Raw genomic sequence first — 14,427 nt, 5'->3', positions numbered from 1 at the left:
GTGTTATGGTGCGGCGCGGTTCGATGAAGGGGTGATCATGGGAGTTCAGGCGCTGCGACCGAAAGACCAACGGCAGTCCGGCGGTTCGGCCGACGATTCGTCGGCGGGCTCCCGGAGCGGTGTCGGCGGCGGCCTGGACGCGGTCGACCTGCGGCTGCTGGAGCTGCTCCAGTCCGAGGGCCGGATCACGCTCAGCGAGCTGGGCCGGCGGGTGAACCTCAGCCCGGCCGCGGTCGGCGAGCGGGTGCGGCGGCTGGAGGCGAGCGGCACGGTCACCGGCTACGCGGCGCAGGTCGCGCCCCAGCGGCTGGGGTACGGCATCCGGGCCTTCGTCCGGGTCTCGCCGCACGCCCGGATGACGGTGAAGTACCTGCGCAGCCAGGAACTGCTGCACCGGCCGGAGGTGCTGGAGGTGCACCACGTGATCGGCGAGGACTGCTGGGTGTTCAAGGTCGCCGCGCGGGACACCACCCACCTGGAGGAGCTGATCGAGGCGATCGCGGTGCTCGGCCGGACGACGACCTCGGTGATCCTCTCCTCGCCCGTCGAGCAACGGGTGCTGCTGCCCTCGGAATGACCCGGATGTCCTGTTCCGGGGGTCCGTCCCGGGAGGTTCAGGACGACGGCTGCCGGTCGGAGCCCAACTCGCGCGAGATCCGCAGCCCGACCTGCGCCGCGACCGGCCCGAGGGAGCGCACCCGGGCGGCCGTCATCCGCGAGGTGAGCCCGGAGACGGACAGCGCCGCCGTCACCTCGCCGGTGTGGTCGAAGATCGGCGCGGCGACGCACCGCACCTCCGGCTCGTTCTCCCGGTCGTCGATGGAGTAGCCGCGGGCGCGGATCCGGGCGAGGTCGGCGCGCAGCCGGGTCTCGTCCGAGATGGTCCAGGCGGTCACCGGGCGCGGGCCGGCCGCGACCACCTCGGCGACGGCCTCCTCGGGCAGCGGACGGGGAACGAGCTGTGAACGGCCCTCGGAACGGCATCGGGAACGGCATTGGGAACGGCATTGGGAACGGCATCCGGGACTCCCTTCGAACTCCCGGAGCCGGTGGCGGCTCGCGGCGAACACCGCCGCGATCGCGCTGGCCGTCGTCACGGCCTTCCCGATCTTCTGGATGGTGCTCTCGGCCTTCAAGCCCATGGGCGGGGAAGGACTGACGGGCAGGGGGGAAGGACCGGCGGGCGCGGGGCCGGGTCAGGCGGCCGCCGCGGACTCGACGGACGGGACGGTGACCAGGACGAACACCGCGCCGGCGTCGTCCCGGACCAGTGCGGCGCGGCCGTACGGCGTCGGCTCGGGCCCGGTGAGGACGGTGCCGCCCAGGGCGCGCAGCCGGTCGGTCGCGCGGTCGGTGTCGGTGGTCCCGAAATGGGCCAGCCAGCTCGCGCCCGTGGCGGACGGGCCGATGCTGCAGGCGGGCAGGCCGGCGGCCCGGGCGAGGGCGTGGCCGGCCTTCGGCCGGTCGTAGGTGTAGCCGAAGACGCGTCGGTAGAAGGCGCGCGCGGTGTCGGGGTCGGGGGAGAGGTGCTCGTTCCAGGCGAGGGCGCCGGGCTCGTCCACCAGGCCGGCGCCGTCGATGGTGCCCGCTTGCCAGAGGCCGAAGGAGGCGCCGAGCGGGTCGACGGCGAGCGCGGCCCGGCCCTGCTCGGGCACCTCGTACGGCTCGCGGGTGATCCGGCCGTCCGCGGCGCGGATCAGCGCCGCGGTGTGGCGGAGGTCGGCGCAGGCGAGGTGGGTGGTCCACGCGGCGGGCTCCGGGCTGTCCGCGGGCTGTCCTCCGAGGGCCGCGGGCTGTCCGATGGCCGCGACCTGGGCGCCGTACCGGGTGGCGACCGCCTCGGCGGGGCCGGTCGGGACGAACTCCCAGTCGAACAGCGCGCCGTAGAAGTGCTGAGCGTGTGAGGAGTCCGGCGCCGTCAGGACGACCCAGCACGGGACGCCCTCGCGGTACCTGCCCGCCTTCGGCATGCCGCCTCCTGGTGCCGCCGACCCCACTCGCCAGCCTCCGCGCCGGGCGGGTGTGCGGCAACCGGGGGCAGGCCCGGGGCTGATCCGCAGGCTCGGGGCGTTCGGCAGCCGGGGGCTCAGGCGACGCCGTGCGGCCGGAACTGGATGCTGATCCGCGGGCCCACCGGGCGGGCGGTCTTGGGGATGGCGTGTTCCCAGGTGCGCTGGCAGGAGCCGCCCATCACCACCAGGTCCCCGTGGCCGAGCGGGCGCCGGACGACCGTCCCGCCGCCGTACCGCGGTCGCAGGGCCAGGGTGCGGGGCTCGCCGACGGACAGGATCGCCACCATGGTGTCCTCGCGGGCGCCGCGCCCGATCCGGTCGCCGTGCCAGGCCACGCTGTCCCGGCCGTCCCGGTAGTAGCAGAGCCCGAGGGTGCGGAACGGCTCGCCCAGCTCGTCCGCGTAGTGCCGGCTCAGCGCGGTGCGGGCCTGCCCGAGCACCGGGTGCGGGGGCTCGGCGTCCGCCGGGTAGGAGGCCAGCAGGCGGGGGACGTCGACCGTCCGCTCGTACATCTCGCGGCGCTCGGCCCGCCAGGGCACGGTCTCGGCGAGGTGTTCGAACAGCTCGTCCGCGCCGTGCAGCCACCCGGGCAGCACGTCCAGCCAGGCGCCGTCGCCGAGCACCTGCCGCCGCAGGCCGTCGAGCGGGCCGAGGCGGATGCCGTCGTGTTCCGCGTCGTCGAACAGCGAGGGCTGGCGGGGGAGGGTGTCGTGCATGGGGCCAGCGTACGCCTTCATTCGAACATCTGCTCGAAACTGACGCCCGCATCGTCCGCTTCCCGGGGCCTGCGCGAAAACCTGTTGGCGGACCACGTGACCACTGATACGTTTCCGGAGGCCGTGCGAGAGAACGAGGAGGTGGTACCCGTGAACGCAGTAACGACATGGGTGCTCTCCTCCGGGGTCACGGTCGGGCGATAGGTCGTCCGGGAGCGCCGTTCACGAGCACTCCCGAAAGGCACGACCGTGCACTTCACTTCCGAACAGCGCCTCGACGACGGCGTCCTCGAGCGCGAATTCACCCTCGGCGAGATCCCCGGCATTCTGTGGACCCCTGTGTCCGCGTCCGCGTCCGTACCGGTGCCGCTGATCCTGCTCGGCCATCCCCCGCTCGGACTGCGCAGGATGTACCCCCGCCTGGCGGGGCGGGCCCGGCAGGCCGTGGCGGACGGCTTCGCCGCAGCCACCATCGAGCTCCCCGGGAGCGGCGACCGGCCCCGTTGGGCCGCCGTCGAGCAGGCCCGCGCCGACCTGCGCCGGACCATGGAGGCCGGCGAGCCGGTCGGCGACGAGATCATCGACGCCCTCGTCCTCCCGCTCGTCGAGAAGGCGGTCCCGGAATGGCAGGCCGCGTTGGACGCCCTCCTGTCGCTGCCCGAGATCGGCGGCCCCGTCGGGTACTCGGGGGGAGTGATATCCATCGGCGTTCGCCTTGCGGTCGTCGAGCCGCGCATCGTGGCCGCCGGTCTCTTCGCCGGAAGTCTCGTGCCCCGCGCCATGTTCGAGGAGGCCCGCCGGGTCACCATTCCGCTGCACGTCCTGCTGCAGTGGGACGACGAGGGCAACGACCGGCAGGCGGCCCTGGACCTGTTCGACGCCTTCGGCTCCGAGGAGAAGTCCCTGCACGCCAATATGGGCGGGCACACGGGCGTCCCGCAGTTCGCGGGGGACGCCGCGGCCCGGTTCTTCACCCGTCACCTGAAGTGAGGCCGGGCCGTCAGGCCGACGCCAGGCGGTAGGCCGTGTCGGCCGGGATACCGCGCATCGAGGACGGGACCAGGCCCTCCTCGATGACGGTGGCCGGCCGACGCACAACCGCCCCGACCGCAGCGGTACCGGCCCCGACCGCAGCGGTACCGGCCATCGGCGGTACCGCTGCGGTCAGGGCGCGCCGGTCAGGCCGGCGGCGGGAGCCTGAGGAGAGGCCCTAGCCTGCGGGTATGGCGATCAACGGCTTCGGGGTGACCGAGTTCCAGTTGGTGCTGCTGCGCCGGATGGCCGACTACCAGCCTGACCTGGTCGAGGACGCGGTGCGGCGGCTGGGTGCCACCCGGGCCTCGATGCGGGAGGCGAACAAGCGCTGGCAGGCGATGGTCCGGGCGCCCCGGTTCCCGCGCGGGGCCGCCCGCCACAGCGCCGTGCTCGGCCCGGCGGAGGCGAGCGTGCCGCGCCGGATCGGGGACCTGGCGTGCACCGCGCGGCAGTGGGCGCTGCCGCTCTGGCCGGAGCTGCGGTTCGAGGTCCTGCTCGGGCCGGCGGAGATCGGCTCGCCGGTGCTGAACGAGTGGCTGGTGCGGGCGGCCGGCGCCCCGGTGCCGGCGTTGCGCACGGTCGCCGACCTGGTGCCGTGGAGCTGCGTGGTGGAGGACGTGGGTGCGGCGTTCCCGCCCGCCGTGCCGCGCGAGGGAAGCGCGCCGACCCGCTTCCAGCTGGACTTCGAGGCTCCGGGCGGCGACGCGCGGGTGTGTCCGTGGACGGCCGACTTCACCTGGGGGCTGCTCCAGGAGGTCCGGCCGACGGACGGCCAGAACCTCGGTGTTGTCGAGTGATGCAAGGCGATATTCACTGAATGCCTTCGATTTGCAGGTCTTGGCGCAGATGTGGCAGCATAATCGCAGACATTCAAGAAGCTCGACATCGGAAAGTGAAGGATCATGTCGTCGGACGGCGCTCGCGTCATCGTCGGAGTCAGCGGCTCACTGCACAGCCTCACCGCCCTGCACCGGGCGGCGGAGGAGGCCCGGGCCCGGCAGGCCGTCCTGGTCCCGGTGCTCGCCTGGGCGCCGGTGGGCGGCGAGCGCAACTACCGTGCGCGGCCGTGCCCGCCGCTGCTCCGGGCCTGGCAGGACCTCGCCGACGCCCGCATGGAGAGCGCGCTGGAGCAGGCCTTCGGCGGCCTCCGGATCGGGGTGCCGGTGCGACCGCTGGTCGTGCGCGGCGAGGCCGGGGCCGTGCTGACCGAGCTGGCCGACCGCCCGGGCGACCTGCTGGTGGTCAGCACCGGCGAGCAGGGCGGTCTGCGCGCCGGGCTGCGCCGGCTGACGCGGCGCTCGGTCACCCGCCGCTGCCTCGACCAGGCGCGCTGCGGCGTGCTCGTCGTCCCGCCGTCCACGCTGCACGAGGACCTGCGTGCGCTGCACCGCGGTATCGACCTGCGGGAGCTGGTCACGGCCTGACGAACAGTCAGGACGTGTGCACTGTGCGGCCGTTGACCACCGTGAGCGCGGGGAGCAGGTCGCGCAGCGCGTCCGCCGGGCAGTCCAGCGGGTCCTGCGGCCACACCGTGAGGTCGGCGAACGCCCCCGGCCGCAGGCTGCCGCGTACGGCGCTCTCCCCGGTCAGCCGGGCGGCGTTCACGGTGTGCAGCGCGACCGCCTCGGCCCGGCTGATCGCGTGCTCCGGGCCGACCACCCCGGCCGTCGTGCCCCGGGTCGTCATGCCCCACACCGAGACCATCGCGCCGTACGGGCCGACCGGGAAGTCCGAGCCGCCGGTGAGAAGCGCGCCCTCGTCCAGCCATTCGCGCAGCGGGAAGAGCGCGGCCGTGCGCTCCTCGCCCCAGGCCCGCTGCTGGGTGAGCGCGCCGTCGTGCAGCAGCGGGTGCTGGACGGTCACCGGGATGCCGAGCGCGATCGCCCGGGCGCGTTGGTCGGGGCGGGCCAGGCCGCCGTGCTCGACCACCAGGGTGCCGGGCGGCAGGCCCGGGCGGCGCTTGAGCACCCGCTCGAAGACGTCCAGCAGCACGCGCAGGCCGCGGTCGCCCCAGGCGTGCACGCCGACCCGCCAACCGCGCTCGACCACCCGGTCCACCGCCGCGAGCAGCTCGGCCGGCTCCCAGAGCAGTCGGCCGTGGTAGCACGGCTGCCCCTGGTACGGCTCCTCCAGTGCGCCCGCCTCGAAGCCGCCGTCGATGCCGAACTTGACGCCCCACAGCTGTAGTTGCTCGTCGTCGCGGCCATCCGCGCGCCAGGCGTCCATCCGGTCCAGCAGGGCGTCCACCTGTTCGGGCGTCCGGGCGGTGAAGCCGGAGACCAACGCCCGCACCCGGACGGCGAGGGCGCCCTCGGCCCGGGCCGCGTCCAGCACGTCGAGGTCCTCGACCGGGACGAGGCAGTCGCGGACGGTGCCGATCCCGGTGGCCGCGTAGTTCGCGGAGGCGGCGCGCAGGCCGTCGATCCGCTCGGTGAGGGTGGGGCGCGGCAGCACCCGCTCGACCGGCTCGACCGCCCGGTTGATCAGTCGGCCGGTGAGCCGCCCCCGCTCGTCGCGCTCGATCACGCCGCCGGGCGGGGCCTCGGTGGCCTCGGTGATCCCGGCCAGCCGCAGCGCGGCCGAGTTGAGCACCATGTTGTACGCGCCGCGGCGCACCAGCACCGGATGGTCGGCGGTGGCGGCGTCCAACTCCTCGGTGGTGGGCATCCGCTGCTCGGTCAGCAGCACCTCCTGCCAGTTGACCGTGGTGTGGATCCACTCCCCGGCGGGGGTGCGGGCGGCGCGCTCGCGGATCAGGTCGAGGAATTCGGGGAGGTTGCGGGCGCGGTGGACGGGCACGCCGTGGACGCTCTGGGCGGCCATGATCAGGTGGGTGTGGGTGTCGTCGAACGCGGGCAGCACGGTCGAGGCCGGGGCGTCAACGACCTCGGTGGCCGGTCCGATCAGGGCGTCCAGTCCGCCGGGTGCGGGGGAGAGGGCGGTGATCCGTCCGCCGGTGACGGCGATCGCGCGCCGCGGCGGCTCGCCGGGGACGAGCGTGTGCACGGCCGCGGCACGGATCAGCAGGTCGGCGGGGGGCTGGGGGGTCATGACGGCTCCTGGGAGGGGGACAGACCGGTGACCTTCTCGACGTACCGCAGGCCGGGCTCGGCGAGCAGCCCGTGCAACTCGGTGAAGACCGCGCGGGCCGGGACGGCGTTCCAGTCGGCGGGCAGCAGCTGCGCGGGCAACCCCGGGTCCAGGTAGGGCAGTCGGCGCCACTGGGTGAGCATCGGGACGTAGGCGCGGAACGCCTCGGCCGGGTCGATCCGGGGCGGTGGCAGTTCCCCCGGCTGCCCGCCCGGCCCCTGGTGCTCGCCCGGCCCGCGCAGGTCCTCGGCCACCGGGCGCCACGCGTCGGTGAAGGCCGCGTACTGCGCCTCGATCGCCGGGAGGTCCCACCAACTCGCCACCGCCGTCCGGAGATCGGCGAAGCCGGCGTACTCGGCGGAGAGGAAGAGGTGGACGTAGGCGCTCAGTCCGAGGCGCTCCAGCAGGCGGCGGGCGTCCGGCAGCAGTCGGGCGGGGGCCAGCCAGACGCCGGGGGCGGCGTTGCCGAAGCCGAGCCAGCTCAGCCGGGAGCGCAGCTGGTGGCGGTGGGCGCGCTCGGACTCGGGCACCGAGAAGACCGCCACCACCCAGCCGTCGGCGAGTTCGGCGGGCCCCAGGCTGTGGAAGATCCGGCGGTCGCCTTCCTCGAACACCGGCTCCATCGCGGGGGCGAGCCGGTAGCCGGTGCCCGCGCGGCGTTCCTGGAGAAGGGTGCCGGCCTTCTTCAGCCGGGACATCGCCGAGCGGACCGCCGGACCGTCGACGTCCAGCTCGGCCATCAGCGCGATCAGGTCGGCGATGGATATCCAGCCGCCGAGGCGGCGGACGAACTCGCCGTAGACGGTGTGGATCAGGGAACTCGGCCGGGGTGTGCTCTCCGACATGCGTGGGCGCTCCTCCCCGGCGATCTGCGGCGGCCCGGTGACCGGTGGTGATCATAGCGTTGGTCCGGAAGGTTCAGACCTCTGCGTAGGCACCGGACAGCAGGTGCCCGGCGCCGGGTGCGAAGGCGGGCAGGCCGAGGGCCCGGAGCAGCTGGTGGGCGGTGCAGATCGCGGCCGAGACCACCGGCTTGCCCAACTGCTGCTCGGCCTCCTCGACGGCGGACAACGAGGGCATCTGCACGCATGCCGAGAGCACCACGGCGTCCGCCTCGGCGTACGCGAGACCGCGGGCGATCGCGGGCAGCCGGGCCGGGTCGTGGGCGGCCACGTCCAGGTTGTCGGCGATCTCCAGGGCGGCGTGGTCGAGCACCTCGATGCTCTCCTCGGCGAGGTAGTCGACCACCGTCCGGGCCAGCGGCCGCAGGTACGGGGTGACCATCGCGACCTTCTTGGCGCCGAGCGTCCGCAGCCCGGCGACGAGGGCCCCGGCGCTGGTGACCACGGGCGCGGGCGCGCCGTTCTCCACCGTGCGCCGGTGCAGCCGCTGCTCGGCCTCGCGGTGGTAGCCGGGGCCGGTGGCCATCACGGCGACCAGGCAGGCGTAGCCGATCACGTCCACCCGGGCGTCCGAGAGCTCGGCGGCGCAGCGGTCGGACTCGCCGTCCATGGCGCGCAGTTGCTCGGGGGTGACCCTGGTCATCCGCATCCGGCTGGAGTGGAAGGTGAACCGCTCGGGGGCGACCGCCTCGCGGGCCCGCAGCAGGGCGGGGACCTCGGTTTCCATGGTGACGTTGGAGCTCGGGACGATCTGGCCGATCCGGTACGTCGGCATCAGCGGGGCGCTCCTCTCAGCGGGCGTCGATCACGGGGTTGGCGAGCGTGCCGATCCGTTCGATGGTGGCCTCGACCAGGTCGCCGGGCTGCAGGAACTGCGGCGGCACCATGCCGGCGCCGACGCCCGAGGGGGAGCCGGTGGCGATCACGTCGCCCGGTTCCAGGGTGACGCCGGAGGAGATGTCGGCGATCAGCCGGGCGATGCCGAACAGCATGTGGCGGGTGTTGGAGTCCTGCCGCGGTTCGCCGTTGACCTTCAGCGAGAGGTCGAGCCGCTGCGGGTCGGGGATCTCGTCGGCGGTCACCACGGCCGGGCCGAAGGGCGCGTAGCTGTCCTGGCCCTTGGAGAAGAACCACTGCCCGGAGCGGCGCTGGTCGCGGGCGCTGATGTCGTTGACGATGCTGTAGCCGAACACGTGCCGCAGGGCGTCCCGTTCGGCGACCTGGAAGGCGGGTTCGCCGATCACCACCGCGAGTTCGCACTCCCAGTCGAGCTGCTTGGTGAGGCTCGCGTTGTGCCGGATCGGCTGGCCCGGGCCGGTGACGGCGGTCGACGGCTTGCTGAACAGCACCGGGCGGTCGGGCAGTTCGCGGTCGGTGTCCAGGGTGCGGTGCGACTCGGCGACGTGTTCCACGTAGTTGAGGCCCACGCCGACGATCTTGCCGGGGCGCAGCGGCGCGCGCAGCGACACCTCGGCGAGCGGCCGGGTGTCCGGCGCCCCGGCGATCAGCTCGCGCGCGGTGGCCAGCGCCGGCGCCCCGGCGCGGATCAACCCGAGGAGGTCGCCCGGCAGTTCGGCCCCGGCGGCGGTGGCGAGGGCGGTGAGGTCGGCGACCTTGTCCCCGGCGAGCAGTGCGCCGAGGCGCGGGGTGTCGTCGCCGTCCGCGCAGTAGGTCAGCAGGTGCATGGTGGTGGGTCTCCTGGTCAGGTGGCGGGGGTGGTGGGCTGGTGCCCGTCGTGGTCCGGGTAGGCCTCCTCGCGGTGCAGGCCGAGCGAGTGCGTCACCGGGAAGTCGTTGAAGGAGAACAGGCAGGCGTCCTCGCCTTGATCGAGGTTCGCGTGCTCGTGCCAGGCCCAGGACGGGACGACGAAGATGTCCCCCTGCTGCCATTCGAAGCGCTGTCCGGCGATCACCGAGACGCCGCGCCCCTTGGCCGCCGTGTAGACCACCGAGCCGGTGTGCCGGTGGGCGCGGGTGGCCTGGCCGGGACGCAGCAGCTGCAGGTGGGCGGCCATGGTCGGCATCACCGAGCCGCCGGTGACCGGGTTGGTGTACTCCATGATGACGCCGTCGTACGGCGATCCCTCGCTGGCGCGGGCGAGTTGGCACAGCGCGTGGTAGCTGGGCTCCCAGGGCCAGCCGAGCAGCGGCGAGTAGGGCCGGGTCCACTTCTCGGCGCCGTACGGCAGCAGGTTGCCGCCGTGGCTGAGCAGTGAGGAGTTCACCACCGGGCCGGGGCGCTGGTACAGCTCGGGGTGGACCTCGTAGAAGTTGGCGTCGAGGGTGTTGACCAGCGGGATGTCCAGACCGTCCTGCCAGATCACCGGGGCGTCGTCGGCCTCGTTGCCGTGCTCGTGCCAGGTGTTGTTGGGGGTGATCGCGAAGTCGCGCGGGCCGACCTTGAGCTTCTGGCCGTCCACGATGGTCCAGGCACCGGTGCCCTCGTGGACGAAGCGCAGCGCGGAGGCCTGGTGGCGGTGCGCGGTCATCGCCTCGCCGGGGCCCATGATCTGCAGGCCGGTGTACAACAGGCCGACGGCGGCGCTCAGTTCGCGGCGTCCGGGGTTCACCAGCATCACCACCCGGCGGCCGGCGTCGTCGCCCTTCACCAGGGGCAGCGCCTTGCGCACCAGTGGGCGCAGGTCCGCGTAGCGCCAGAGCACCGGGACGGACTTCGGCTGCGGGTACCAGGGCTCGATCTCGTTCGCCACGGTCCACAGCGCGCCGGCCTCGTGCTTGGCCAACTCCTCGTAGTAGGCGAGAAGTTCCGGGCTGTCGGTGACCCTCGCGCGGCCGATCCGGTCGTCGTCGTAGCTGTTGTCGCGGCCGTCGTTCCGGTCGTCGTCGTGGCTGGTCATGACTCCTCCTCGGGGAACACCAGGGGCCGCAGCGGGCGGTCGTTCACGTGCAGCCGGAAGACGTCGAAGCGGTTGTAGTGGCCGACGATGTCGTGCATCTGCTTGGGTTGGATGCAGCGGCCGAGGTCGATCTCGGCGTAGACGATGCCCTCCTCGTCCACCAGCGGCTCGGTGACGGCACGCCCGTCCGGGCCGAAGATCCCGGACAGCGCGCTGCGCGGGCGGGCGAGCTGCTTGCGGACCTGCTGGTCGTCGCCGGCGATCAGGTCGACGATCTCGGGCGAGACGGTGGAGCAGGAGACCACCGTGAACAGCTTGCCCTCGAAGCAGTGCGCGGCGGCGCGCACCGCGATCGCCTCCGCCATGTCGTAGTCCTCGGGGCCGACCGGCAGGGCGATGTAGCAGGCGGCGTGGACGAGTTCACCCTGGGCCAGCAGGGCGAAGCGGGCGAGGGTGTTGGTGTTCTCGCCGCAGGCGAGCGCGCCGAGCGGGCCGACGGTGGTGGGATGGACCTTCAGGGTGCTGCCGTCGCCCTGGGTCCAGGTCAGCTTCTCGGCCCAGGTCGGCACCAGCTTGCGGTGGACGCTGAGCAGTTCGCCGTCCGAGTCGATGATCAGCAGGGTGTTGTAGAGCGCCCCGAGGCTGTGCCGGCCGCGCTCGTTGACGCCGATCACCAGCACCACGCCGGCCTGCCGGGCGGCGGCGCGCAGGGTGTCGACGTACGGGCCGGGGACGTCCACGGCGGCGCGGTACAGGCGCTCGTACCAGGGCGAGCCCTGCACCGGGTTCATCGTCCAGTTCCAGTACGGGTAGCCGGGCACGAAGACCTCGGGGAAGACCACCAGCTCGGCGCCGTGGCCGGCCGCCTCCTGGATCAGCGCGACGGCCTTGTCGACGGTGGCGGCCGGGTCCAGGTAGACGGGGGCGGCCTGGACGGCGGCGGCGGTGAAGCGGGGCAGATGGGGCATGGGTCCTCGTCACTCCTCGGGCGGGGCCGGCAGCCACCGGCGGTGGACGGGGGCGGGCGGCTCGCGCAGCAGGTGCAGCCGTGGGGCGACCCGGTCGGCGCCCGGGCCGGGCGGTTTGCGGCTGCCCGCCCGCCAGGGCTCGGGCCAGCGGGCGCCCGGCCCGGTGTAGCCCTGCTCGGCGGCGGCGTGCAGCGTCCAGAGCGGGTCGTACAGCTGGGCCCGGCCGACCGCGACCAGGTCGGCCCGCCCGGCCAGCAGGACGGAGTTGGCGTCGTCGGGCCCGGAGATCGCGCCGACCGCGACGGTCGGCAGGCCGGTGGCGGCGCGGACCAGCTCGGCGAAGGGCGTCTGGTAGCCGCGCCCGTACGGCGGCCGCTGGTGCGCCACGACCTCGCCGGTGGAGACGTCCACCGCGTCCGCCCCGGCCTCGGCCAGCGCGCGGCAGATCGCCACGGCCTCGGCCTCGGTGGTGCCGCCGGGCGCCCAGTCGCTCGCCGAGATCCGCACCAGCAGCGGTTGCCCGGCCGGCCAGGCGGCGCGCACCGCCGTGAGCACCTCCAGCGGCAGCCGCAGCCGGTGGGCGAGCGGGCCGCCGTAGCGGTCGGTGCGGTGGTTGGTGAGCGGGGAGAGGAAGGAGGAGACGAGGTGCCCGTGGCCGAACTGCAGCTCCAGCACGTCGAACCCGGCCCGCGCGGCGCGCTCGGCGGCGGCCGCGAAGTCGGCTGTGATGGCCGCCAGTTGGATGTCGTTGGCCTCGTGCGGCACCGGGCTGTCGGCGTCCCACGGGATCGGCGAGGCGGCCGTCAGCGGCCGACCTTCGACGAGCGGGCGCCCGATGCCGTCCGGCCCGGGGACGGTGGTGGCGCCCCGGCGTCCGGCGTGGGTCAGCTGGATGCCGAGCGGGGTGTCGCTCACCGCCCGTACGGCGCGGAGGAGTTCGCGCCAGGCGGCCTCCTGGCGGTCGGTCCACAGGCCCGGGCAGCGGTCGGTGGTCCGGCCCTCGGGGCTGACCGCGGTCATCCCGGCGAGGACCAGCCCCGCGCCGCCGAGCGCGTGCCCGGTCAGCTGGGCCCGGTCGAAGACGCTGGGCAGGGCGTCGGGGGAGGTGAAGGTCGCGAGCGGCGGCACCACGACGCGGTTGCGCAGCTCCAAGGCGCCCAGCTTCAGCGGCCGGAACATCGGCGGCACCCCGGGCGAGCCGCCGAAGGCGGTGTCCACGGCGTCCACGAAGGCGGCGTCGCGGGCCCGGAGGTTGCCGTAGGTGACCCGGCGGCTTCGGGTGAGCAGGTTGAAGGCGAACTGGTCGATGCCCTGTCCGGTGCGCCGCCCGACGGTCTCGAACCACTCCAGGCTGGCCTGCGCGGCGCGCTGGGTGGACTCCACCACGGGGCGACGCTCGGCCTCGTAGGCCGCCAACGCCTCTTCGGGGGAAGGGTTTTCGCTCAGCGCGGCGGCCAGGGCGAGGGCGTCCTCCAACGCCAGCTTGGTGCCCGAGCCGATCGAGAAGTGCGCGGAGTGCGCGGCGTCGCCGAGCAGCACCACGTTGCGGTGGTGCCAACTCGCGTTCCGCACCGTGGTGAAGCGGATCCAGCGGGAGGCGTTGGGGATCAGCCGGTGGCCGTCCAGGTGGCCGGCGAGCAGCTCCGCGCAGCGCCGCACGCTCTCCGTGTCGCTCTCGCCACGCGCGAACTCCCGGGCGGCGAAGGCCTCGAAGCCGGCGCGGCGCCAGGCGTCCTCGGCGATCTCGACGATGAAGGTGGAGCGGGTCGCGCTGTACGGGTAGGCGTGCACCTGCAGTACGCCGAAGTCGTACTGCTCGACGATGAAGGTGAACGCCTCGAAGACCTTGTCGGTGGCGAGCCAGATGTAGCGGCAGCGCCGCTCGTCCGACTCGGGGCGGAAGGCGTCCGGGTAGGCCGCCCGGGTGCCGGAGTGGATGCCGTCGGCGGCCACCACCAGGTCGTACTCGGCGGCGAGCCGCTCGACGGGCGGGGCGGGCGTGCGGTAGCGCACGTCCACCGCCAGCTCGGCGCAGCGCTGTTGCAGGATGGCGCGCAGCCGGTTGCGGTCCAGGGCGGCGAAGCCGTGGCCGCCGCTGGTGCGGACCCGGCCCGCGTAGCGGATGTCGATGTCGCTCCAGCGGGCGAACTCGGCGCTGATCGCGGCGAAGACCTGCGGGTCGGCCTGGGCGATGCCGTCCAGGGTCTCGTCGGAGAAGACCACGCCGAAGCCGAACTCGTCCTCCCGGCCGTCCCGTTCGAAGACGGTGATCTCCCGGTCCGGCGCCAGCTGCTTGGCCAGGGCGGCGAAGTAGAGCCCGCCGGGGCCGGCGCCGATCACCGCGATCCGGCGCGCCCGGGTGCCGGTACCTGTGTCGGGGCCGGGGCCGGGGCCGGGGCTGGTGTCGGGGCCGGGGCTGGGGCCGGTGCCGCTCATGCGACCACCTCCGGCTGCTGCGGCCCCGCCTCGGTCAGCGCCCGGCGCACCCGGTCGGGCCACGGTTCGGCGCCCTTGCTGTGCGGCGCGGCGTGCACCACCGACATCCTCCCGCTCGCGGCCAGGCCCTGCGGGCCGTGCACCTCGAAGGCGTAGTGCAGCGAGGAGCCGCCGACCCGGACCACCCGCAGCTCGGTGCGGACCACGTCCCCGAACCAGAGCCGCTCGCGGTAGTCGGCCTCGAAGTGCACCCGGGGGATCCGCCCGAACAGCTCCGCCAGCCCGAGCCGGCGCAGCAGGGCCGCCTCCGCCGCCTCGGCCCAGCGCTGCACGGCGGAGAAGTGGTAGTGCCCGGCCGCGTCGGTGTCGGACCACTCGACCCGGCGCTCGATCGCGACGCTGGCCGGGGCG

General features: G+C 74.1%; 15 protein-coding genes and 1 pseudogene. 4 read left to right on the top strand and 12 right to left on the bottom strand.

What is annotated here, in order from left to right:
• Nucleotides 1–37 precede the first annotated feature (37 nt).
• Nucleotides 38–577 (top strand): Lrp/AsnC family transcriptional regulator, encoded by a 540-nt coding sequence (locus tag ACZ51D_RS32140; protein WP_465664259.1) that lies wholly within the window; start codon nucleotides 38–40, stop codon nucleotides 575–577.
• Nucleotides 578–614: 37 nt separating this feature from the next.
• Here the strand turns inward: ACZ51D_RS32140 and ACZ51D_RS32135 are convergent, their stop codons facing one another.
• The 3 genes from ACZ51D_RS32135 to ACZ51D_RS32125 form a co-directional block, all read right to left on the bottom strand.
• Nucleotides 615–1,142 (bottom strand): IclR family transcriptional regulator, encoded by a 528-nt coding sequence (locus tag ACZ51D_RS32135; RefSeq protein WP_465664258.1) that lies wholly within the window; start codon nucleotides 1,140–1,142, stop codon nucleotides 615–617.
• 54 nt (nucleotides 1,143–1,196) lie between these two features.
• Entirely contained in the window at nucleotides 1,197–1,970 is a 774-nt protein-coding gene (locus ACZ51D_RS32130; RefSeq protein WP_465664257.1) for a VOC family protein, read from the bottom strand.
• Nucleotides 1,971–2,086: 116 nt separating this feature from the next.
• Entirely contained in the window at nucleotides 2,087–2,728 is a 642-nt protein-coding gene (locus ACZ51D_RS32125; RefSeq protein ID WP_465664256.1) for an alpha-ketoglutarate-dependent dioxygenase AlkB, read from the bottom strand.
• A gap of 249 nt (nucleotides 2,729–2,977) precedes the next feature.
• On the opposite strand from ACZ51D_RS32125, the gene ACZ51D_RS32120 reads away from it, so the two are divergent.
• A complete protein-coding gene (locus tag ACZ51D_RS32120; protein ID WP_465664255.1) occupies nucleotides 2,978–3,718 on the top strand; it encodes an alpha/beta hydrolase in 741 nt (246 codons plus the stop codon).
• 10 nt (nucleotides 3,719–3,728) lie between these two features.
• On the opposite strand, the gene ACZ51D_RS32115 is transcribed toward ACZ51D_RS32120, so the two are convergent.
• Nucleotides 3,729–3,875, bottom strand: a complete 147-nt coding sequence (locus ACZ51D_RS32115) for a hypothetical protein (protein WP_465664254.1) — start codon at nucleotides 3,873–3,875, stop codon at nucleotides 3,729–3,731.
• A gap of 76 nt (nucleotides 3,876–3,951) precedes the next feature.
• Here ACZ51D_RS32115 and ACZ51D_RS32110 point away from each other — a divergent pair, with 76 nt between their 5' ends.
• Together ACZ51D_RS32110 and ACZ51D_RS32105 are read left to right on the top strand one after the other, a co-directional pair.
• Nucleotides 3,952–4,560 (top strand): hypothetical protein, encoded by a 609-nt coding sequence (locus tag ACZ51D_RS32110; protein WP_465664253.1) that lies wholly within the window; start codon nucleotides 3,952–3,954, stop codon nucleotides 4,558–4,560.
• Between the two features lie 105 nt (nucleotides 4,561–4,665).
• Nucleotides 4,666–5,187, top strand: coding sequence for a universal stress protein (locus ACZ51D_RS32105; RefSeq protein ID WP_465664252.1), 522 nt, complete (start codon nucleotides 4,666–4,668; stop codon nucleotides 5,185–5,187).
• A gap of 7 nt (nucleotides 5,188–5,194) precedes the next feature.
• On the opposite strand, the gene ACZ51D_RS32100 is transcribed toward ACZ51D_RS32105, so the two are convergent.
• The 8 genes and pseudogenes from ACZ51D_RS32100 to ACZ51D_RS32065 form a co-directional block, all read right to left on the bottom strand.
• A complete protein-coding gene (locus ACZ51D_RS32100) occupies nucleotides 5,195–6,814 on the bottom strand; it encodes an amidohydrolase (RefSeq protein WP_465664251.1) in 1,620 nt (539 codons plus the stop codon).
• Nucleotides 6,811–7,698: a PaaX family transcriptional regulator gene (locus tag ACZ51D_RS32095; protein ID WP_465623355.1), complete on the bottom strand. Its 888-nt coding sequence runs from the start codon at nucleotides 7,696–7,698 to the stop codon at nucleotides 6,811–6,813. Before ACZ51D_RS32095 ends, ACZ51D_RS32100 begins: the two co-directional genes overlap by 4 nt.
• Nucleotides 7,699–7,771: 73 nt before the next feature.
• On the bottom strand, nucleotides 7,772–8,530 hold the full coding sequence (locus ACZ51D_RS32090; RefSeq protein WP_465664250.1) for a maleate cis-trans isomerase family protein: 759 nt from the start codon (nucleotides 8,528–8,530) through the stop codon (nucleotides 7,772–7,774).
• A 16-nt stretch (nucleotides 8,531–8,546) separates the two neighbouring features.
• The gene (locus ACZ51D_RS32085) at nucleotides 8,547–9,440 is read right to left on the bottom strand and encodes a fumarylacetoacetate hydrolase family protein (RefSeq protein ID WP_465623358.1); all 894 of its coding nucleotides are present in this window, start codon (nucleotides 9,438–9,440) and stop codon (nucleotides 8,547–8,549) included.
• Nucleotides 9,441–9,457: 17 nt separating this feature from the next.
• Nucleotides 9,458–10,612 (bottom strand): cupin domain-containing protein, encoded by a 1,155-nt coding sequence (locus tag ACZ51D_RS32080; protein WP_465623360.1) that lies wholly within the window; start codon nucleotides 10,610–10,612, stop codon nucleotides 9,458–9,460.
• Nucleotides 10,609–11,580 (bottom strand): carbon-nitrogen hydrolase family protein, encoded by a 972-nt coding sequence (locus ACZ51D_RS32075; protein WP_360503240.1) that lies wholly within the window; start codon nucleotides 11,578–11,580, stop codon nucleotides 10,609–10,611. The genes ACZ51D_RS32080 and ACZ51D_RS32075 overlap by 4 nt, the downstream gene beginning before the upstream one ends.
• A 9-nt stretch (nucleotides 11,581–11,589) precedes the next feature.
• Nucleotides 11,590–14,016 carry an oxidoreductase gene (locus ACZ51D_RS32070; RefSeq protein WP_465664249.1) on the bottom strand — a complete coding sequence of 809 codons (2,427 nt, stop codon included), beginning with the start codon at nucleotides 14,014–14,016 and terminating at the stop codon, nucleotides 11,590–11,592.
• Nucleotides 14,013–14,357: pseudogene (locus ACZ51D_RS32065) on the bottom strand (acyl-CoA thioesterase); the annotation flags it as partial. The gene ACZ51D_RS32070 and the pseudogene ACZ51D_RS32065, both read right to left, overlap by 4 nt.
• Nucleotides 14,358–14,427: the final 70 nt, after the last annotated feature.

It is taken from the genome of Kitasatospora sp. NPDC033851 (assembly GCF_055576085.1).
The sequence above is the reverse complement of the archived record's forward strand: the minus strand, read 5'-3'. Positions and strand labels throughout refer to the sequence as shown.